We start from the raw sequence: 23,164 nt of genomic DNA on the forward strand, positions 1-23,164 counted from the left end.
TGAATGTATAGTGATTATTTTTGTTTTTCGCGTTCTGACATGATTTGCAGGTAGCTTTGAACAAAGCGGAACATCTTTTGGGCCTGCGGATCTTTAAGCATTTTCAGCAAACCGAAAAGTCCGATGACTTCATTGCTTTCGTCAGCGCGGTCTTTTGCTTCAATGGCGGTAGCCGTGATTTCTTTTGCCGTATCTTTGACAGGCTCAAGAATTTCTGTGATGGCACCGACCGTATCATTTTTTAATACTTCATCAGTTGCAACGGATTGTGCGAAATCGTAAGACTTTGTCAAAATGTTGACCAGTTCTGTCAGCTTTGGAAGCTGGTCGACTAAAACAGTCAAAGACTCCTGTACTTCAGGTTTTAGCAGTTGATCGATAAGATCGCGTTGGCTTTGGCTTACAGATTCGTTTGTTTGATCAGCTGTTTGATCGATTGTTTCCGGCATAACCAATTCTCCTTTTCAATAAGCGATGTGCTGTTTTTTGAAGGAACCCCTTTTTCACAGTTTGTGAATTTGTGCACAAACAAGTCCGCAAAAAGGTTCTCCCCTTTTGTGTTTGTTTTGCTGTTTTCAGTCTGGAATTCCCGAAAACCCGCAATCTCAAAACACGCTGTATTTTTTACTACTAAATGATAACACTTTTTGAACAAAAAATGAACGTGATTGTTTCGGAAATGAAATAAAATCATAGAAAACTTTATATATAGGGCTTCTTTCATCCCTTTCATTTCCTATATTGTGTCTTTTTTTACGAAACGTCCCATTCACACGTCATGATAGAGTCGTGCGAATATTTCCCAGAAACGCACCTAGTTTACATAATGAAATTATCGTTATCTCGGTTAATCTTCATCTTTAACATCCGGATCTTCGGGGATGGGTTCGTTCAGAACGGATTCCGCCCACTCTTTATACTTTTCCATCTGTTCCATATGGGTATTGAATTGATCTTTGTTGATTAAATGCTGCTGTCCGTCGAAGACGGTGCGAATTTTCTTTTCTCTCACAAGCTGTTCAACATATGCTTCTGAAAGCGTTAAATATTCTGCGGTTTCCTTTATCGTCAAGTACATGTTTTAGTTCCTCTCGTTTTGATTTAGGCGAACGTTGCGATTTTAGGATCATACGATAAGATATATCAGTTTAGATGATGGAGGCCTATTTCTATGTATTCAAAATGGAATTCTGAAACGTCTTATCCGCCTTCAGCCCCGCACATGCACACCGGCCAATCTTCTCAGCAGATGAATCAAAGGCTGAAAAATCTCGAAGATCAAATGGAATTGCTGATCAAACTCATGGAATGCAACAATCAGCTGCTGCGTTCAATTGAAGAGCAGCAAAACCGCGTCTGCGCGGCCGGCGGAGGTTCGGTTATCGTCAGAATGTGAGTTTTTGGTCTTAAAATAAAAAGAGGAAGGACGTGTCCTTCTTCTTTGTCTGCAAGCCTTATCCAGTATACTACAGATTTTTTTGCGCTGAAAGGCCGGCAATTTCATCGTATGTTTGACGATTTTCCAATGTTGACAAATCGCCTGCCGGCTCGTTCAAATAGGCAGCTCTGATCAGCCGTCTCATCACTTTTGCATTTCTCGTCTTCGGCAGACCGCTGACAAAGTAAACCGCTTTTGGCTTGATCGCTTTACCGATCGCGTCAGAGGCGAGGTTCAGCAAATCATCTTTTAGTTTTTCCGACGGCTTTTCCGACTGTGTGAGGACGACAAAGCAGACGGCAGCCTGACCTTTGAGCTGATCCGGAACGCCGATAACGCCTGCTTCCGCCACCGCTGGATGGCCGACCAGTACGGACTCTATTTCGGCGGGCCCGATCCTTTTCCCAGCAGTATTGATCACATCATCAGAACGTCCGCTGATCGTCCAGTAGCCGTTTTCATCACGTTTTGCCCAATCGCCATGCACCCAGACGTCAGTCCAGCGGCTCCAATATGCTTTTTCATATCTGGACGGCTCCTTCCAAAAACCGTTCGTCATGCCGACCCACGGCTTTGTCAGGACAAGCTCCCCGACTTCATTGACGACTTCCTCCCCTTTTTCGTTGAAGACATTGGCCGCCATGCCAGGCAGAGGCGAATTAAACGTCATCGGCGTGATTGGCCGCAGGAGCACATTGCCCAAAATGCCGCCTGAAATTTCCGTTCCTCCTGAATAATTAAAAATAGGAATCCGCTCTTTTCCAGCATGGCGGAACAGCCATATCCACGGTTCATAATTCCATGGTTCTCCCGTTGAGCCGATTGCCTTCAGACTGCTCAGGTCGCATTGATGAAGAAAATTTTCGCCGTGCTGCATCAGTGAGCGAATGAGCGTCGGAGAGACGCCGAGATGCGACACCTGGTGTCTGCTGACAAGCTCCCACAGCCGACTCGGGGCCGGGAAATCCGGTGCTCCGTCATACAGCAAAACTGCCGCTCCGTTTATGAGTCCCCCGAATATTAAAAACGGTCCCATCATCCAGCCCATGTCTGTAAACCAGAAAAACGTGTCCCCTTGTTTGACATCCATCCCGAAGCCCGCATCAAATGCAGCTTTCAGCGGAAAACCGGCGTGGGTATGAACCGCTCCCTTCGGCTGTCCTGTCGTGCCCGATGTGTAAAGCAGCATGAGCGGATCTGAACTGTCCATTTCTTCTGTCATCTGGAGAGGATCGCTTTTCATCAATTCATTCCAGTCTATATCTCTCTTATGATTCCAATCTTGTTCGCCATCGTGAAGCCGGCAGACGACAACTTTTTGGACAGTGGGGGCGCGGTCTGCTGCTTTGTCAGCTTCTTTCTTCATACAGACCTTCTTTCCCCTTCGCAAAAAGGCATCTGCCGTGACAAGAATTTTTGCTCCGGCAGCGCTGAGTCTCGCGGCTGCCGCATGGGCCCCGTAGCCTGAAAAAACCGGGGAGAATACCGCGCCGATTTTAGCGGCGGCAAGCATGGCGATGACCGTTTGCGGGATCATCGGCATGTAAATCGCAATGACATCCCCTTTTGATATGCCTTGTTTTTTAAAGCCTGCTGCCGCACGGGCGACTTTTTGATGTAAAGAAGAATAGGTGATCCGTTCTGTTTTTCCGTCTTCACTTTCCCAGATGAGGGCTGTCCTCTCGGCCGTATCAGGCTGTCGGGACCATTTTTCCACGGCGCTGCAAACGGCATTTAAGCGTCCGCCGGAAAACCATTTCGGCCATTTTATGCTTTTATCGAGATTCAATGTTTGGCTGTACCGCTTGTACCAGCTGATGCCGAGCGCTTTTTCGGCCTCTTCCCAGAACCAGGCGATATCGTCTGTACTTGCTTTCAAAAAATCATCATAGTCGGAAAAACCGAGAGCTGTCATCCATTGAAACAGCCGGGTCGCTTTTACAAATTCCGGATCAGGCTGCCAAACCGCTTTTTCGGCCATACCGTTTCCCCCTTTTCGTTTCATTGGCCTTTAGACGGGATAAACAGGATGCTTCCGTTCCGTAAATATCATGTATTTGGTCATATATGCATTCAGCCGTTTGATGAGTTCCGTACGAAGCGAATCGGCCGGAATGACCCCGTCGACAATCATTTCTGAAGCAAGCCGGTAAATGTCTATGTCTTTTTGGTACTCTTCCCGTTTTTCGGCAATGAAGGCGGACCGCTCTTCTTCAGGCAATTGTGCGATTTTTTTGGCATAAACGGCATTTACCGCTGCTTCCGGACCCATCACAGCAATCTGAGCCGTAGGCAGCGCCAGACAGCAGTCAGGCTCAAAGGCCGGTCCCGCCATCGCATACAAGCCTGCGCCATAAGCTTTCCTGACGATGACGGATATTTTCGGCACGGTTGCTTCGGCCATCGCTGAGATCATTTTCGCTCCGTGTCTGATAATACCCGCCCTCTCGACTTTTGTTCCGATCATAAAGCCGGGGATATCAGCCAGAAACAGCAGCGGGATATGATAGGCATCGCACAAATTGATAAACTTTGCGGCTTTGTCTGCCGAATCGTGAAACAACACACCGCCTTTGACCCGCGGCTGATTGGCGATGATGCCGACAGGCTGCCCGTGAATCCTCGCCAAACCGGTAATCAGCTCTGGCGCGAACAATTTTTTGATCTCATAAAAAGACGCTTCATCAATGATCCGGTCGATTAAATCCATCATTTGAAACGGTGCGTTTTGGTTTTTCGGAATGATCTCCTCCAACGGCCGGTCAAACGGACGAGCGGGTTTTGCTTCAATGACAGGCGCTTTTTCGGTGTAGTTCGGCGGAAAGTAGGAAAGATACCGGCGCGCCGACTTGATCGCATCTTCTTCCGTTTCGGCAAGAATGTCTCCGCAGCCTGAAACAGAACAGTGCATTCGCGCTCCGCCCATTTCTTCAAGCGACACTTTTTCGCCGATCACCATTTCCGCCATGCGCGGCGAGCCTAAATACATCGAGGCGTTACCTTCGACCATGATAACGATATCGCAAAAAGCCGGTATGTAGGCGCCGCCTGCCGCTGAAGGACCGAACAAAAGACAGATTTGCGGGATGCGCCCGGATAATTTGACTTGCTGATAAAAAATCCGCCCTGCTCCTCTTCGCCCCGGAAACATGTCAACTTGATCCGTAATCCTTGCGCCTGCTGAATCGACCAAATAAAGAAGCGGACAATTCAGCTTTTCGGCTGTTTCCTGGATGCGGATGATTTTTTCGACGGTTCTCGCTCCCCATGATCCTGCTTTAACCGTTGAATCATTAGCCATGACGCAAACGGTTCGGCCGCCGATTTTTCCGATTCCCGTGACGACTCCGTCTGCTGGAAGCCCGTCTGCCATGCAATTGGCAAAAAAAGCGTCCTCAAGGTCGAGGCCTTCGTCAAGCAGTAGCTTTAATCGGTCTCTGACAAATAATTTTCCTTTTTTCTCATTAGCTTCATGGTATTTTTGCGCTCCGCCTTCCTGAATCCGGCGAATGCGTTCATACAATTCCTTTTCGGCCGGCATCGGCTGTCCCCCCGTTCGTTTTATTCTCCCGTATAATACGGCTTCCGCTTTTCTGTAAAAGCTTTCAGCCCTTCTGTTCTGTCTTTCGTCGGAATCGTCAGCTCGTAGGCTTTTTGTTCTATCGCGAGTCCAGTTTCGATATCTGTCTCAAGCCCTTGATTGATAGCGAACTTCGCCTGTCTGACGGCAACCGGTCCGTTCGCCGCAATGTTCGATGCGATATTTTCGGTTGTTTCCTTTAACTTTTGAAGCGGAACGACATGTTCAACTAGGCTGATCTTTTGCGCTTCTTCGGCGCTGATGCGGCAGCCGGTATAGATCATTTCTTTTGCCTTTCCCCTGCCGATCAAGCGGGGCAGCCGCTGTGTTCCCCCTGCCCCGGGAATGATCGCGAGCGTTGTTTCGGGGAGGCCGAGTTCAATATGTTCGGCTGCGATCCTGATGTCGCACGCCAATGCAAGCTCCAGCCCCCCTCCCAAAGCGCTTCCGTTTAATGAAGCGATGACGGGCTGCGGCAGTTTTTCCGTCTGGCTGACCACTTGTTGAATCATGGAAACGGCCTGCTTCGCTTCTGTGGGGCTCATGCGGGCTCTTTCCTTTAAATCGGCACCTGCACAAAACGTCCTGTTCCCTACTCCCGTTATAATGACACAGCGGACGGCCGGGTTTGAACGGATATCGCGAAGGATATGCTGAAGGTCGTCGAGAAGTCCGAGCGAGAGGGCATTTGCAGCTTGCGGTCTGTTCAACGTCAACACGGCGACCGCCTGCTCGTTTATGGAATAAAGAACATTGGGCTCCATTCGGTCTTCCTCCTCCTCAATCTATGAAAAGCAATTCTTTGATTTCGCCGCCTGCAAATTTCGGCTTGGTAGCTCTCTCCCGGTTTTGTCTTCGATCCATTTGGCAGCTGAAAGCAGCTTGCTGAGATCAACTCCGGTTTCGATGCCCATCTGGGCACACATGTAAATCAAATCATCAGTTGCCGCATTTCCCGTGGCTCCAGGGGCATAAGGACAGCCGCCCAGCCCGCCGCATGATGCGTCAAATACGGTGATTCCCATATCCATCGCTGTGATCATGTTGGCGAGCGCCATCCCTCTCGTATCATGAAAATGAAGGGCGAAACTCTCTTTCGGAAAGCGTTTTAAAAGTACGTCAAGCACCTTTTGAACTTGCACGGGATTCGCTGCGCCGATTGTATCTCCGAGAGAAAGTTCGTCGATGCCCATGTCGAACAACGCATCACAGAGGCGTATGATTTGTTCTAATGGCACATGATGTTCATAAGGACAGCCAAATACGGTGGACAGGTAGGCTCTGGTGGTGAGGCCTGCTTGTTTTGCTGTCCCGGTGACTTCCTGCAAGACTGGAAGCGTTTCGCCGATCGATTTGTTAATATTTTTCCGGTTGTGTGTCTCGCTTGCCGACATAAAAACAGAAGCTTCATCGATCCCTCCTTCGAGAGCCCGTTCCAGCCCTTTTCGGTTCGGAATGAGGGCTGCGTAGGTGACGCCCGGCTTCCGGTTAATGCCTTTGGCGACGTCAAGGGCATCAGACAGTGCAGGAATCCATTTAGGATGAACGAATGAAGTGATTTCGATATATGAAAGCCCTGTTTGGGAAAGCATGTCGATCCAGGTTATTTTATCGGCTGTCGAGAGTGCGGTTTCTTCATTTTGCAGACCGTCGCGCGGCCCGACTTCTTTAATGAAAATTTTCTTCGGTACATTCATTTGCCATCCTCCAGACCTTATTGAAGCTCCAATAAGACATCTCCTTCATCGGCAAAATCACCTTCGTTTTTTCTGACGGTTTTGACGGTGCCGGCCGTTTCGGCGACAATCGGAATCTCCATTTTCATCGATTCTAAAATGGCGACTTCCTGCCCTTTTTCGATTTTGTCTCCTGCTTTCACTAATATTTTCCACACGTTTCCCGCCATATTGGTGACAACAGTATTCATGGCACGCCTCCTTAATTTCATTTTGACTGATAACGACTGATAAAATCGGTTTGGACCCCGCCTTTTCGGAATTCGTCAGAACGTACGATGTCTTCAAGCAACGGAATATTTGTCTTAATGCCTTTCACTTGATATTGTGAGAGCGCTTCGGCCAATGTCCGGATGGCTTCATCTCTGCTATTTCCTTTGACGATCATCTTGGCGATCATCGGGTCGTAATACGGTGTGATGTTCATACCTGGGGCTGCTGCGCATTCATGACGGACATTCGGGTGCTCAGGCAGCTTAAGGTCAGTGATCCGTCCCGGCGAAGGGAGAAATGTTTTCGGATCTTCGGCACAGATTCTGACTTCGATCGCATGTCCGTCACGCCGAATGTCTTTCTGCTTATACGGAAGCGCTTTGCCTGCTGCGATATTGAGCTGTTCTTCGACAATGTCGAGCCCTGTAATTTCCTCTGTCACCGGGTGTTCGACCTGCAGGCGGGTATTCATCTCGAGAAAATAAAAATGATTCTTGCTGTCTACTAAAAACTCGATTGTCCCGGCGTTGGCATAGCCGATCGACAGCGCGGCTTTCACGGCCGCTTCACCGAGCTTCGCGCGCATGTTTTCATCGAATAACGGAGCAGGTGCTTCTTCGATGATTTTTTGCTGGCGTCTCTGAATCGAACAGTCCCGTTCCCAAAGATAGACGGCATTTCCGTATTCGTCTGTTAAAATCTGAATCTCGATATGTCTTGCATCTTCGATATATTTCTCGATGTACATAGCCCCGTCTCCGAAAAAATCGGCGGCTCGTTTTTGGCTGCCTTCATATGCTTTTGCTAATTCGCCTTCATTGCGAATCAGCTGCATTCCGATGCCTCCGCCTCCAAAAGAAGCCTTGAGCATCACGGGATAGCCGATGGATTCGGCAAGAGCCTTGGCTTCATTCAGACCGGCCAAGCTTTTTGTCACGCCGGGAACGACGGGAATCCCGGCTTGTTCCATCGCTAGCCTTGCTTCAATTTTGCTCCCCATTTTGGCGATCACATCGGACGGCGGACCGATAAACGTGATATTTTCCTGCAGGCATCTTTCGGCAAAACGGCTGTTCTCGGAAAGCAGGCCGTATCCCGGGTGGATGGCACAGACCCCCGCTTTTTTAGCAGTTTCGATGATTTTTTCGATATTTAAATAGCTTTCACTGACCCGCGGTTTGCCGATCAGCCAGGCTTCATCTGCAGCTTTAACGTGCAGGGACTCAGCATCCGCTTCAGAGTAGACGGCAGCTGTCTGAATACCGAGCCGTTTACAAGTTCGGATGATCCGAAGTGCGATTTCGCCACGATTGGCGATAAGCAATTTTTGAAGCAAAAAAATGCCCCCTTTCATATTCAAAAGTGTCTGAAATAGAATTTGAAAGCGCCTTCATTTATTTATTGTGCGAATTCGAAAGTGAAGTAGCTTATCCTGTTTCCTGCCATAGGTTCAGACGGGTCTTGTCTGTTCTTTACAGCTTATGATGATTTGAAAGAAAAAAGTCCTAAAGCTTAAGAAATCGCTTTAGAACTCTCAATGTTTTGGCTCGGGCCTGTTGGTGTTTGGACGGCTTTTACCGAGAATGCTCTGCATGTTTTCCGCTGTTTGTGAGGATATGTTGAATGATCTCGGCGTTTTTTGACAGAAAGGCAGTTTCGAACATATCCTGATGCGGTCCGGCTCCTTTATACTCTTGATAGTTTCTTGTTGTGGCGTCGGCCCATTTTTGCAATATGAATCTGTCAATTTGATCCGTCTGAATGCCGGCTTCAATAAAGTGGATGTTTGCGTTGATTTGGCCGCCATTGATTAATTGTGCCCAATATTTTTGATAGTTTGCCGTCTTTTTGATGACTGCTTCCCTGAGGTGAGCGGGAACATGTTCTGCCGAGGTGCTGCTTGGCTGTGGCGGCAATGCTTGTTTCTTTTGATATGCATCGACAATAATGAGATCGCTGACCTCCAAACCACGGTTTTCCATTTCTTTGACAGTCTCAAATGCCGTGTTGCCTCCCGCTGAATATCCCAGCAGGATATAAGGACCCCGAGGCTGTTTTTGGATGATGTTGTTCACGTATTGTTCCATACGGCTGTCTTCTTCAATAAAGTTAAATCCGTACACAGTCGCTTTGCCGTTTAGCTTGGCAGCGAGATCTTTATAAAATATCCCGAAGCCCGAAATGGGAGGAAAGCAGAAAAGGTTCACTCCGGTCGGCGGATTCAGTCTGCTGACATGCTGTACGGCCGAGGCGCGCAGCTCATGTGAAAACAGCTTTTCGGCCAATTGTTCGATTGTTGGATTCTCGAATAATAATTCAATCGGAATATCGATCCCCTGGCTGTTTTTCAGCTGGTGAATGACTTGAAGAGCCTTTAGCGAATGACCGCCAAGTTCGAAAAAGTCATCTTCAATACCGAGCTCCTTCACGCCAAGGATAGGTCTCCATATGTCAATCAGTTCTTTTTCGACCCAGTTTCTTGGCGGCACAATCTGTTTCAAAGCCGTTTTTTGATCAGGTGCAGGCAGCGCGCGGCGGTCGATTTTGCCGTTTGCCGAAAGAGGCATGCGGTCCAGTTTAACCCAATCATGAGGAATCATATAGTCGGGAAGCTGCCTTGATAGTAATGAACGGATCGTTTTTTCCTCTGTTTGATCATCGCTTACATAATATGCGATAAGGAATGCTTCTTCGTTTTTTTCTTCAATGATGACAGCGGCTTCTTGAACGCCTTCAATCTCGATGAGCCGCGCTTCTATTTCAGCCGGTTCAGTTCGTTTGCCGCGAATTTTGATTTGCCGGTCCATCCGGCTGATATATTCTAAGTTGCCGTCTGGCAGCCAGCGCGCCAGATCGCCGGTTTTGTACATTTTTTCCCCTGGTTGAAACGGATGCTCTACAAATGCTTGACTCGTCAAATCAGGTCTGTGCAAATATCCTTTTGCAACCCCATCGCCGCCGACGCAAAGTTCGCCGGGAACGCCGATCGGCGCGAGCTGACCGCTTTCGTCAACAATAAAGGCATTTGAATTGCTGATCGGTTTTCCGATGGGAATCGCTTGTGAAAAATCTTGCTTGACTTCATAAAATGTAGAGAATGTTGTATTTTCCGTCGGACCATATATGTTATAAAGCTTCAGGTTTGGGCACCGATGTCTGACCGTATTCATCAGTGCAGGCGTCAAAGCTTCCCCGCCGACATATAAAGTGGAGAGCCCTGAAAACATGTCCGGCTGGGCTTGTGCCAGCTGGTTAAAGAGAGCCGTTGTTAAAAACAGCACTGTGATATCATGGTGAAGCAAATAGCTGCCAAAACGGGCAGGAGTCAACATCGTCGAGCGGTCAATAACATGAAGAGATGCTCCTTTCAGGAGCGCTCCGAATATTTCAAATGTGATGGCGTCAAAGCCGAGTGAACCGGTTAAGATCAATCGGTCATTTGTATCGGCTGATGTGTAATTGCTGTTTGAGATCAGTGATACGACATTGCGGTGCGAAATCATTACGCCCTTTGGTTTGCCTGTCGAACCTGATGTATACATGATATAAGCCAGATCATCCGGACGCGTATTTATGTTGATAGCGCTGACAGGTGCCAATTGCGCTTCCTTGGATATCAACACTTTTTTCGGAAAATCAATGTCCGTCTTGAGTCCTTTCTGAACGGCCAATACGTCCGCCCCGCTTTCTTTCAGCATGCAGCTGATCCGTTCAGGCGGCAGTTCGGCATCGAGCGGGAGATAGGCGCCGCCTGCTTTCAAAACGGCAAGAACTCCGATGATGAATTCAGGTGAATGCTCTGCTAAAATGCCGGCAATTCCGTTTTTCTTTAAGCCTTGTTCTTGGAAGATGCGGGCCCATGCAGTGGATGTTTGATCCAGCTCCCGGTATGTCATCGTCAAGCCGCCGGCATGTAGTGCGATATGATCCGGCGTTTTCTCTACTTGATTGGAAAACAAGTCAGTGATTGTTTTGTTCGTATCGTAATCCGTTTTTGTATCGTTGAATGCCCCGATGATCCGGGCTTTTTCGTCAGGCGCGATCATCGGCAGCCTGGAGGCGGGGATATCGGTGTCCTCCGCCACTCTTCGCAAGGCTTCCAGCAGGTGGCCCCTCACACAGTCAATCCATGATTCATCATAAACGTTTGCATTGTAGATGAACTTGATGACAAGTTCATCATCCGGGGCAATCATGAGGTTGAAGTTGTAGCCTGATTGCTCCGACACTTTTACATTTTCGATCTGAAGCGGTGATTCAGCGCGGTTTGCCGAGTCTTGCATTTGCTGCAAAGGGTAGTTTTCAAAAACGAAAATATGGTCAATAGCATGCTGTTTGAAAGCGATATGCGACTGAATGTCAGCCAATGGATAAAAGTTGAACATGTCTTGAGCGAGCCTTTCTTTTTGGGAGCGGCGAAGCAGCTCTGAAAAGGTTTCATTTTCGCTCTCGGTCTTGATTCGCACCGGCACAGTATTGATAAATAAACCGATGATCTTCTCAACGCCCGGAATCACGGAAGGACGGCCGGAAACGACAGAGCCGAACACGACATCATCTGTCCGGTTATAGCGCTGAAGCATTAAGCCCCACACGGTTTGTATGAGAGTGGCGAGTGTGGCTCCATGCTGTTTGGCGATTGTTTTGAGTCTGGCTGTCAACTTTCGGTCTAATGAAAACATCAGCTCTTTCTGCCGATATCCCTTTTCAGCAGGTTTTGCAGACACTTTCGGAAGACCTGTTGGCGCATTGAAGTCTGTCAAGTAGTTCTTCCAATATTCCTTGGCTTTGTCTTTGTCCTGATCATACAACCAGGAAATATATGCGCTGTATGGCTGAACAGGATCTAAAGGCACAGATTCACCCGTATAGATGGCTTCGTACAACTGCATAAATTCTTGGAGCACGATCCCGAGACACCAGCCGTCCATTAAGATGTGGTGATGGCTCCATACACATACGTGTTGTTCCGGCGCCGTTTTGAACAGAGAAATACGCATCAGCATATCTTTTTGCAGATTGAAGCCTTTCTGCCGATCCCGCTCTTTAAACTGGCTGATATATGCGGTTTGATCGGTCTCCGGCATTTCGGTCAAGTCTTCAGCATGCAACTGAAAGGATCGATCGCGTAAAACGACCTGGCGCGGTTCTTTCAGCCCGGCAACATGAGGCAAAAAAACCGTTCTGAAAATATCGTGGCGGTCAATGATCGATTGGACACTTTGTTGAAACCAGTCTAAATGGAGCTGACCCCTTATTGTGAAGACGGACTGTTCAATATATGCGGTTCCTTCGTCTTGCAGGAAAGAATGAAAAAGCATTCCTTCCTGCATGTGGCTTAAAGGATAAATGTTTTGGATTTTTTGTGTATGATCCATTGTTTCCCTCCGCTCGTTTAATGAAATCCGAGTAAGTCGGTTATATTTTTAAAAGCTTCCTCGGTCAGCTCGCGATCATCAAAGTCGCTGACGGTCTTCTCTGTTTCAGTTTTGCCGAGGCAATGGTTCATCAGCTTTCTGAGATAGTACTGACAATCTTGGGAAAGCCGCTCGATGGTTTCTTTTTGAAAACGCCCTGTTTCATATGTCATGTTAACGGTCAGTTTGCCTTCGGCTACGAGTGCGCTGATATCCAGCGACTGTTCACGCTTCCAAGTGCCGGTGATATCCTCGCCGCCCCCCAAAGGAGAAAATGTAAATGCATCAAGCTGTTCTGTTTCGGTTTGCGCACGGTTTCCGATTTCAAATTGTCCTAAATAGTTAAAGGTGATATCAGGTGCTTTGCCGAATTTGATCTTTGCTTTTTCAGGCGGTGTCATATATTTGAGAACACCGTATCCAAATCCTTTATCAGGTATCCGCCTTAACGTGTCTTTTGTTATTTTTAATGCGCGGATCATATATTCTTCATGATGGTCATCCCATGTATTGGGTTCAAGTTGAAGCAATACTGGATATATGGAAGTAAACCACCCTACGGTTCGGCTGATATCGTGATATGCCGCCTCAGATTGACGGCCATGCCCTTCAAGCGCGATTTTTAGCGCCTTTTGCGGCACCCATTGCCATATAGCGAGTACCGCTGACGCCAATAGCAGGTCTTGGGTATCCGTATTGTAAGCATTGTGCACATCTTTTAGAATCGCGTCTGTTTCTTGTTGAGCTAAAGTAAATGATACGGTGTTACGTTTTTTCAAAGCGGTTTTGTCGATATGTGTCTGATCTTTTGGCAGTGCAACTGTTTCATGTTGTTCGATGGCGCGCCAATAGTCTGCTTGCTGTAATAACCGCCGGCTTTCTGCATACTTGGCTAATTGCTCGGTATATGTCTGGAATGATGCGGTTTTTGGCGGGAGTGCTATGTCATCTCCGCGAATCGCCTGCTCATAGACGGATGCCAAGTCTTCCAGGATAATCCGCCATGATATGCCGTCGACGGCCAAGTGATGGATAGCAAGAAACAGGTCATCTCCTTCGCTTGAGCGGAAAAGCCCGACTTGCACCAGCGGCCCGTTTTCCAAGTCCATTGCTTTTTGCAGCTCACGAACTTGGTGTTTGATAATGTGTTCATGATCTTTTGGTTCGCCGGCCAGATTGAAGATTCGCAAGTTGTAAAGCTGGTCCTCTCCGATGTTCGCTGGACGATTGTACAGGCGCAAGTTCCCTTGTTCATCTTTGACGCATATGAGCCTGAGTGCATCGTGATGGACGGTTATCGCTTTTAGCGTTTTCCTCAATGCATCTTCATCTAACGGATTTGACCGATGCAGCATAACCGACTGATTAAAATGGTGGGCTTCTTTTATATCTTGAGACAGGAACCATTTTTGCACCGGTGACCATGTCATCTCGCCTTCTACAGATGCTTGGCTGATCGGTTGTTGTGATAAACGGACATATGGCGCCAATTCTTGGATTGTCGGATGGCTGAAGATATCTTTTACGGCCAATTGCTTTCCTGATTGATGCAATCTCGCGGAGACTTGCAATGCCTTAATGGAATCTCCGCCAAGCTCAAAAAATGATTCATCAATTCCGATCTTGTCCACACCGAGCACCCCGCGCCAGATGGCAGCCAATTCTTTTTCAATATCAGTGGCCGGAGCCGTAAATGTTTGCCTAGTCTCTCCCTTGTGCGGGATCTTTGCCAGTGCGGGCTTATTCAGCTTCCCGTTTGGCATGGTAGGCAATGCATCAAGCGTTTGGAAAAACGCCGGTACCATGTAAGACGGCACTTTTTTGGCCAAAGCTTTGCGCACCATGCCGCAATCTGCGCCGTCTTCAACAACAATATAAGCGCACAGTTCCTTATGACCTGCTGCGGTAACAGAATCCACCACTGCCGCTTCTTTTACTACGGCAAGGCCGGAGAGTGCCGCTTCCACTTCTTTTATCTCGATTCGGTAACCTCTGATTTTGACTTGTTCATCCATCCTGCCGACATACTGCAATGTGCCGTCCGGCAGCCATTTCGCCAAATCCCCCGTCCGATACATGCGCTGATCTGGATGGAACGGATCTTGAACGAAAGATTTTGCCGTTTGCTCAGGAAGATTGATATATCCTCTTGCAAGCCCCGGTCCTGTAATGCAAAGTTCTCCGGTGACACCAATAGGCTGCAAGTGATCTCCTTTTAAAATATAAACATTTGTATAGCCGATCGGCCGGCCGATCGTGATGTTTTCTTCTCGTTTCAATCTTCTGGCCGCAGTGGCCGTGATGCTGCTCTCTGTCGGCCCGTATTCATTGGAAATTTCTATGTCAGGGCGGAGCGAGAAACTGCGCTCCAGCAAATTCGGTTCAATCGCTTCGCCTCCTAATGTGACAAGTCGCAGTGTTTGTACATCTTCCGGCTGCAATACGTCAAGCAGTGTCCGGTATAGAATCGGAACGAGATTCATATGCGTAATGCCGTAATCGGCTAGATATTGTTTAATAGCGAGAATGTCTTTCGCTTCTTCCTCAGCCGGGATAACGGTCTGCACTCCTGATATAAGCGGCGCAAACATACTTGTGACAAATGCGTCAAAAGAAAATGAGGAAAGCTGAAGCGCGATATCATGATCATGAAATTCATAAAAAGCACTGCGCCACTGAACTGTATAAGCGACTCCTCTGTGTTCCACCATGACGCCTTTTGGCTTGCCCGTCGTACCTGATGTATAAATGATATAGGCCAAATGATCAGGCCCGGAAGCAGTTAGAATAGGTGAGGTGTCCTGTTCCTGTACATCTTCAATCAGAAGCACTTCGCCTTTAAAACCATCAGGTACTTGATGAATTGTTTTTTTATCGGTGATCAGCAGTTTAGCTCCGCTGTCGGCTAATACATATTGTTTGCGCTCGTCCGGATATCCAAGATCAATTGGGACATAGGCGCCCCCTGCTTTCCAGGTTCCGAGAACGGCTGCGATCAAGCCTGTTGATTTAGGAATCATAATACCTACAGTGAGATCCGGACCAATCCCTTGATTTTGCAATGTTCTCGCTATTTTGTTGGACCATTCGTCTAATTCTTGATAAGTGAGCACCCCTTCCCGAGTGATGAGTGCAGTTGCACTCGGCGATTTTGCCGCCTGACGGGCGAATAATTCGTGAACGGTTATGTTAGGGCCGTGTTGTTCCGGCATCCTGTTAAAGTTTGTCATCAGCAGCTGTTGTTCTTTAGCTGTCAGCATGCTGATGGCAGGCAACGCTGTCTGCGGTGCGTGGACAATGTGCTGAAGCATTGTCGTGAAATGTGATGCCCAGCGTTCGATCGTATCTTGTTTAAATAAAGATGATGCATATTCAAACCGAAAGTGTATGCGTTCATCCCCTTCTGAAACTTGCAGCGTCAGATCAAACTTCGCCCCAGTCTGAGGCATATCGGCAGGCTGAATATGCAGTCCATCCAGGAAAAGCTCTTGGCGATCCATATTTTGTACGACAAGCATAGCGTCAAACAACGGATTGCGGCTCATATCACGGACGACATCAAGCCTGTCGACAAGCTCCTCAAACGGATAATCCTGATGTTCGAACGCCTCAAGCGCCGTTTCGCGGACCTCCTTTAAGAAATCGCTGAAACATTTGTTTTCTGCCGGCTGCGTTCTGATCGCCAATGTGTTGACAAACATGCCGATGACAGGTTCTAAGTCTTTGTGCGGCCTTCCGGCGCTCGGTGAACCGATGATGATATCCTCCTGTCCGCTGAGACGGGCAAGAAGCGTGCTGTACGCGGCGAGAAGAACCATATACAGGGTGCAACCGTTGTCGCGGGTGATCTTGTATAGGCCGGCTGTTGTTTTCGCATCAAGCGTGCGGGACACTGTATCACCCGCAAAGCTTCGCACCGCCGGGCGGGCGTTGTCGGCCGGAAGCTCCAGCACCGGCAGCTCTCCGTCGAGCTGCTTCAGCCAATAGGCTTCCTGTCTGTTGTACGCCTCCCCTTGTTTGAATGCCTGTTGCCAGACGGCGTAGTCTTTATATTGAATCCGCAGCGGGGCAAGCATCCGGTTGGCGTACAGCTCGCTGAATTCGCGGATTAAGGTGCCGACAGACACCCCGTCGGAAATGATGTGATGCATGTCCACCAACAACAGGTGGCTCTCCTCCGCCTCCTTCACAAGAGCGGCGCGGAAAAGCGGCGCTTCTTGAAGCCGGAACGGACGGACAAAGTCTTCAGCCGCGGCCAATTCCATCAGCTGAAACGGGACATCATCATGAATGCGTTGAACAGGCTCGCCGTCTGCCCCGGTTTCAAACGACGTCCTGAGCGATTCGTGGCGGCGGATCAGCTGCCTGAATACTTCATCAAGCCGGGCGCGGTCGAGCGGTCCTGTCAGCTTAAGCGCCGCCGGCATATTGTAGCCGACACCGCCGTCTTCCAGCTGCTGAAGCACATACATCCGCTTTTGCGCCGAGGACACCGGATAGGTGTCCTGTTTGTCCGCCGGTTCAATCGCCGCATGCGGGCTTTCATCCAATTCCTGAATCACGGCTGCGAGCTCTTCCAGTGTCGGCTTGGCGAAAATCTCCTTCAGCGGCACCTGCACGCCAAACGCTTTGGCGATGCGGGAGACGAGCGCTGTCGCTTTCAGCGAGTGGCCGCCTTGTTCGAAAAAGTGGTCGCGAATGCCGGCAGGGCCGTATTTCAGCACCTCTTCCCAAAGCTTGGCGAGCTTCATTTCCGTGATGGTTTGCGGCGCGGTGTAAGCGCGTCGTTCAGGCGCTCTGTCGGGAGCGGGCAGCGCCTTGCGGTCAAGCTTTCCGCTCGGAGTGACAGGCCACTCACGCATCTCGATGAAGGCTGAAGGCATCATATAGGCCGGCAGGCGTTTGCGCAGCTCTGTCCTTACAGTCTGTTGGTCCTGACCTTCAATATAGGCGCAAAGCTCGGTTTCCTCCCCTTCTGTCCGGGCGATAACCGCCGCTTCCCGCACGCCGTCGATCTGGCGAAGCACCGCTTCGACTTCCCCCGGTTCGATCCGGTAGCCGCGGATTTTCACTTGACCGTCCATGCGGCCCAGCCATTCAACGGTGCCGTCCGGGAGCCATCTCGCCAGATCGCCCGTTTGATACATGCGTTCCCCTGAATAAAAGGGGTCATCGAGAAACCGTTCTTCTGTCAGCTCCGGACGGTTCAAGTAGCCCCTTGCGACGCCCGCGCCTGCGATATACAGTTCCCCTCGACAGCCGAACGGGAGAAGCTGCCGTTTTTTATTTAAAATATAGAGTCTCATATTGTGTCCTGATCGGCCGATCGGGACATGGTCAAGTGTTTTCCTTTTAGGGACATCAAAGTATGCCGCTTCTACCGTCGCTTCCGTCGGTCCGTAGGAATTTGTCAATTCCACCCTCGGCAGAAGCTCATGAAAACGGGAGACGAGGTGCGCCCCCAGCTGCTCGCCGCCTGCAAAGACTCTTTTTAAATGTCTGATGTCGGCCGGTTTTTTTCTTTGATTCATATATTCCAAGAATGAGTGAAGCATAGAAGGGACAAAATGGGCGGCTGTAACTTCCTTTTCCTCCAGCGCTTTTAAGATGATTTCAGGATCTTTTTCCCCTCCTTGAGGAAGCAGATAAACAGAAGCCCCGGCGAATGGCCACCAGAACAGCTCCCATATTGAAGCATCAAACGAGTAAGACGTTTTATGCAGAATGATGTCCGAGTCGTTAAGTGAGTAGCGGGTTTGCAGTGAGTATAAAAAATTGACCGCGGACCTGTGTTCCACCATGACGCCTTTTGGGCGTCCCGTTGAGCCAGATGTATAGATGATATAGGCCAAGGCATCGGGCGGTACCGGGAGATTCGGATTGACTGCCGCTTCTCCGTGATTCTCGCGCCCGCCATCTAGCGGCAAAATGGTTCCCTCAAACATCGATGGATTAGATTCTGCAAGCAAGGTCTTTGCGCCGCTGTCCTTCATTAAAAAACGGATTCGTTCTTCAGGATAGTCAGGGTCGATCGGCACGTAAGCAGCTCCCGCTTTTAAAATGCCATAAATTCCAATCAGCATATCTGGTGAACGTCTCCCCATCACGGCAATCACATCTTCCTGTTGAATACCGAGGCCAATTAGCTTCCATGCAATTTGATTGGCCCGTTCATTCAGTTCTCTGTAGGAGATGGAGACGCCATCCGCCAAAACGGCCGGACGATCAGGCGTCTTTTCTGCCTGCTGCTCGAGCTGATGATGAAGCGGCTGATCCAGTGGGAAATCCATTTTTTGCATCGGGCTGAGGTTTTGCAGAAGTGCGCTTTCTTCCTTTTTCGAAAGGATTGACAAATGGTCCAGTTCCAGCTCCGGATGCTGTGCAGCGTTTTTAGCCAACGTTTTAAAAAAATCGGCCCATTTTTGAATCGTTTTCCGTTCAAACAAATCTGTACTGTATTCAAACTGACAATATATTTGTCCGCCGCTTTCGGCCATGTACAGTGACAGGTCGAATTTAGAAATCGGGTGGCTGATATCTTTCTGCCGAAACTCAAGCCCCTCCATCGACAATTGTTGCCGCTCCATATTTTGCAGTGCAAACGTTGTATCAAAGAGCGGATTTCGGCTCATCTCCCGCTGAACGCCGAGGCGGTCAACCAGCTCCTCTAACGGATAGTCCTGGTGTTCATAGGCTTCTAGCGCTGTTTCTCGAATGTCCTGTAAATATTGTTTGAAAGATATTCCGCTCACCGGACGTGTTCGAAAAGCCAATGTGTTCACAAACATTCCGAGCACGGATTCCAGGTCAGCATGCGGTCTGCCCGCGATCGGCGAACCGACAATGATCTCTTCCTGCCCGCTTAGCCGTGATAATAAAACGGTGTATATCCCAAGAAGCGTCATATACAGTGTGCATCTGTTTTCTCCTGCGAGCTGTTGTAAACGTGATGTAAGATCCTGACTGATCTCGAACGTAACCCGGTCACCTGCAAAGCTTTTTGCCGGGGGCCGCGGTTTGTCCGTCGGCAATTCGAGCACTGGCAGCTCACCGGCCAGTTGTTTGAGCCAATACGATTCTTGCCGTTTGTATATGTCGCTTGTTTTGAATGTTTCTTGCCATGCTGCATAGTCTTTGTATTGAATGCGCAACGGAGCCAGTTCAAGTCCTTTATACAGCTCGCTGAATTCCTGCATGAGCAATTGGATGGAGACACCGTCTGAAATAATATGGTGCATGTCCACTAAAAGCAGATATCGTCCTTTTTCAATGGTCGCTAAGCCCGCCCTGAAAAGCGGAGCCTTTCCAAGATCAAACGGCCGGATAAATGATTCAGATGAAGATTCGTTTGAAAAAGCAAACGGCACCTTTTCATGAATCCGCTGCACCGGCTCGCCGTCGTCTCCTGCTTCGAATGATGTCCTAAGGGGTTCATGCCGGCGGATCAGTTCGCGAAATACAGCTTCCACCCTCTGTTGATCGAGCTCGCCTGTCAGCTCCAAAACGGCCGGAATGTTGTAGCTGACTCCTCCGCCATCAAGCTGGTGCAGAACATACATCCGTTTTTGTGCGGAAGAAACCGGATTTGTCTCCTTCTTCTCTATTTGCTGAATCGAAGCAAACGGGTTTTCTTCCGCTTCACTGATGACTGCTGCCAACCCTTCTACGGTCGGATGGGCAAAGACATCACTTAACGGAATCTGAACGTTCCATTCTTTGGCGATGCGAGAGATGAGCGATGTTGCTTTTAAAGAATGGCCGCCCAGTTCAAAAAAGTTGTCGCGGATGCCGACCGGTCCCCTTTTCAGTAGACCTTCCCAAAGCTGTGAAAGCCTGAGCTCGTTCAAATTGCGAGGTGCGGCGTATGACTGATGCGATGCGGATGATGTCGGTTCTGGGAGGGCGCTTTTATCGACTTTTCCATTTACGGTAAGCGGAATCGCTGGCACAGCAGTCCATTTTACTGGCATCATGTAGTCAGGGATGGCGTCGGCCAAATCATGACGCAATGCAGAAGGGTCGATCGGTTTCCGTGTGCTGTAGTATGCGCACAATTCATGTTCCCCTTCACTGTCTTTTTGAACCAGGACAACCGCTTCCTTAACAGCAGGATGATTTGCCAATGTCACCTCTATTTCCTTAGGTTCGACCCGGTAGCCCCTGATTTTCACTTGATCATCCGTCCGGCCGATATAGTCCATTTGTCCGTCTGCACGAAGCCTTGCTATATCTCCTGTTCGATACATGACGGCTCCCGCTCTGAATGGATCGGGCAAAAATTTCTGTTTTGTCAAGATTGGATTATTGACATATCCTCTCCCGACGCTCGCGCCTGATATATAAAGCTCTCCTGCTACACCGCAGGGCTGAAGTCGTTTGTATTTGTCAAGGATATACATGGCGTTATGGCTGATCGGTTTTCCGATCGGCGGAGAATCCGGGATGTCGCCCTCAGGATGAATGGTGCATGTCGAGACGACATGGGTTTCCGCCGGGCCGTAATGATTATGCAAGTGTATGCCGTGCCGCTTGAGCAATGCCTTAAAAATATGCGAGACCGTCAATTGCTCCCCCGCAGTGATGACATGCTTCACACAGTTTGGAAAGTGGTTCGCATAGTGTTCCTCATTAAAAAGCATCTTCACAAAAGCCGTCGGGAAAAAGACGACTTCTGTTCGCTGTGTATTGATCAACAAAAACAACTGAGCTGGGTCGCGCTTGATTGATTCAGGCGCGATGCAAAGCGTGCCGCCGCTAAGCAAAGTTGTAAACAATTCTTGATAGCAGACGTCAAACGCACAAGATGCATACTGGAGCACATTTGTTTTGAAATCAATACGTGAGTTTTCAAATTGGTCATGAAGCAAATTGGCCATATTTCGATGTTCAAATAAAACACCCTTCGGCTTCCCCGTTGTTCCAGATGTATACATGATGTAAAGCAAATCTTCCGCAGTGTTTACCGTCTCGACATTGCTTCCGTCGCTTTCCGCATCTGCTTCTTCTATGAATGTCACAGATCGTTTTGTTGTGGCTGACTTTGCTAAAGCCGCCACATGATGCTGTGATACAATGTGCTGACAGCCGCTGTTTTCTATGCAATAGCGAATGCGTTCGGCAGGATGGCTCAGGTCAATCGGAACAAATGCCGCGCCCGCTTTTAAAATGCCGAGTACTCCCGCCGCTAATGCGGGAGAACGTTCGACCATGATCGCGACCGGCTCCTGGCGTTTGACACCCCGTTTTCGGAGAAGGCGTGCAAGTTTGTTGGCCATTTCATTCAGCTCTTTATAAGTGATCGACTGCCCTTCATAGTGAATTGCATTTTCATCAGGGGATTGTGCCGCCTGACGTTCGAACATCGACTGGATCGTTTTATATTCACGCTGTTTAGTCTCTATTTTCAACGTGCTGAGCAGGTCTTTTTGTTCCTGCTGTGTTGTGATCGTCAATTCCTCCGGGGTCAAATTCGGATTTTCCAGCACTTGTGCGATGATATGCTGCAAATGGCCTTTGACGCTTTCGATGAAAGAACGTTCATGAATGCCGGAATCAAATCTCATTTTGAGATGAATGTTTTCACCTGGTGCTACCATGAGATAAAAGCTGTAGTTGGTCTCGTCTTCCATGTTGAAATCATGAATGCGAAACAGATCCTCTGCATCTTGTCCACTGTTCAGCAGTGCGATTTCTTTTTCAACAGGATAATTTTCAAAAACAAGAATATGGTCGATTAAGCCTTGTTTGACGGCGGATTCCGCCTGTATCTCATAGAGCGGGTGGTAGCTGTACGGCTGCCCATTGAGCGCATCTTTTTGCACTTGTTTAATCAGTTTCACAAAAGGCACTTTTGTACCGGTAACACGCACCGGTACCGTATTAATGAAAAGGCCGATCATCCGCTCTATCCCTGCAATTTCAGCCGGCCTGCCGGAAATAACCGAACCGAAAACCGCATCATCCGTCTGGTTATAAGCTTGCAGCAACATTCCCCAAAGCGTGTGAAAAATGGTGCTCAATGTGACTTCTTCCTTTGCGGCCAGCTCTTTCAGCTTATCCGTAACTGTTTTAGAAAGGGAAAATGTGACTTCTTCTTGTCTGCTTTTGGCGCCCGCTTTTTTTTGCTGCGGCAGCCGGCTCTGTTGGTCATATCCTTCAAGATAACCCTCCCAGTACCGGGCGGCGGCTTCTTTGTCCTGCTCCATCAGCCATTGAATATAGCTCCCGTAAGGCACAGCAGGCTCAAGCTTTAATGGTGTTTGGTGCAAATGGGAAGCGTATATATGGAAAAACTCCTTCAGGACAATCCCGAGGCACCAGCCGTCCATAATGATGTGATGGAAGCTCCATATGCATGTAAATTCGCGTTCCCCTGTTTTAAAAAGAATGACGCGCATCAATCCATCTTTTTGCAAATGAAATCCTTTGGCTCTGTCTGTTTTTTTGACGTCATCGATCAATCTAAGCTGGCCGGATCGATCCAAATGAGTCAGATCTTTTTCTTCAACGGTGATCGTCCGTTCTTTTAAGACGACCTGCTGCGGAACGGATACATTTTGACTGATAAAAATCGTTCTGAAAATATCGTGCCGGGCGCACAGAGCAGTGATGCTTTTCTGAAAAATGTCTGTGTCAACCTTTCCTGTCATTGAAAATGAGGCTTGTTCGACGTATGCCTGTGTGTCCTTGTTAAGAAGGGTGTGAAATAGCATGCCTTCCTGCATATAAGAAAGCGGATAAATATCCTGAATCTCGTGTTTTTTTGTCATATTTTTTCCCT

General features: G+C 48.6%; 11 protein-coding genes. 1 reads left to right on the plus strand and 10 read right to left on the minus strand.

The features are described from left to right. Positions 1-14: 14 nt before the first annotated feature. The gene (locus tag M1D67_RS11155) at positions 15-449 is read right to left on the minus strand and encodes a helical membrane plugin domain-containing protein (protein ID WP_479831825.1); all 435 of its coding nucleotides are present in this window, start codon (positions 447-449) and stop codon (positions 15-17) included. Positions 450-847: 398 nt separating this feature from the next. Next, positions 848-1,078, minus strand: a complete 231-nt coding sequence (locus M1D67_RS11160; RefSeq protein ID WP_020451691.1) for an excisionase family DNA-binding protein — start codon at positions 1,076-1,078, stop codon at positions 848-850. A gap of 93 nt (positions 1,079-1,171) precedes the next feature. Between M1D67_RS11160 and M1D67_RS11165 the strand changes: the two genes are divergently transcribed. Then, positions 1,172-1,396, plus strand: coding sequence for a hypothetical protein (locus tag M1D67_RS11165; protein WP_020451692.1), 225 nt, complete (start codon positions 1,172-1,174; stop codon positions 1,394-1,396). 70 nt (positions 1,397-1,466) lie between these two features. Here the strand turns inward: M1D67_RS11165 and M1D67_RS11170 are convergent, their stop codons facing one another. The 8 genes from M1D67_RS11170 to M1D67_RS11205 all read right to left on the minus strand — a co-directional run bounded on the left by M1D67_RS11170 (position 1,467) and on the right by M1D67_RS11205 (position 23,153). After that, positions 1,467-3,419: an AMP-binding protein gene (locus M1D67_RS11170; RefSeq protein WP_039072758.1), complete on the minus strand. Its 1,953-nt coding sequence runs from the start codon at positions 3,417-3,419 to the stop codon at positions 1,467-1,469. Positions 3,420-3,449: 30 nt separating this feature from the next. Then, positions 3,450-4,979 (minus strand): acyl-CoA carboxylase subunit beta, encoded by a 1,530-nt coding sequence (locus M1D67_RS11175; protein ID WP_026579615.1) that lies wholly within the window; start codon positions 4,977-4,979, stop codon positions 3,450-3,452. 20 nt (positions 4,980-4,999) lie between these two features. Further along, positions 5,000-5,782 (minus strand): enoyl-CoA hydratase, encoded by a 783-nt coding sequence (locus M1D67_RS11180; RefSeq protein ID WP_026579614.1) that lies wholly within the window; start codon positions 5,780-5,782, stop codon positions 5,000-5,002. A 21-nt stretch (positions 5,783-5,803) separates the two neighbouring features. After that, on the minus strand, positions 5,804-6,715 hold the full coding sequence (locus M1D67_RS11185; protein ID WP_020451696.1) for a hydroxymethylglutaryl-CoA lyase: 912 nt from the start codon (positions 6,713-6,715) through the stop codon (positions 5,804-5,806). 17 nt (positions 6,716-6,732) lie between these two features. Continuing rightward, positions 6,733-6,945, minus strand: coding sequence for an acetyl-CoA carboxylase biotin carboxyl carrier protein subunit (locus tag M1D67_RS11190; RefSeq protein WP_003182452.1), 213 nt, complete (start codon positions 6,943-6,945; stop codon positions 6,733-6,735). Positions 6,946-6,962: 17 nt separating this feature from the next. Further along, the gene (locus tag M1D67_RS11195) at positions 6,963-8,303 is read right to left on the minus strand and encodes an acetyl-CoA carboxylase biotin carboxylase subunit (RefSeq protein ID WP_224067060.1); all 1,341 of its coding nucleotides are present in this window, start codon (positions 8,301-8,303) and stop codon (positions 6,963-6,965) included. A 238-nt stretch (positions 8,304-8,541) separates the two neighbouring features. After that, positions 8,542-12,345 carry a non-ribosomal peptide synthetase gene (locus tag M1D67_RS11200; RefSeq protein ID WP_479831828.1) on the minus strand — a complete coding sequence of 1,268 codons (3,804 nt, stop codon included), beginning with the start codon at positions 12,343-12,345 and terminating at the stop codon, positions 8,542-8,544. 17 nt (positions 12,346-12,362) lie between these two features. Continuing rightward, on the minus strand, positions 12,363-23,153 hold the full coding sequence (locus M1D67_RS11205) for a non-ribosomal peptide synthetase (RefSeq protein ID WP_479831829.1): 10,791 nt from the start codon (positions 23,151-23,153) through the stop codon (positions 12,363-12,365). Positions 23,154-23,164 lie beyond the last annotated feature (11 nt).

Source organism: Bacillus sp. PK6-025, from assembly GCF_056530265.1.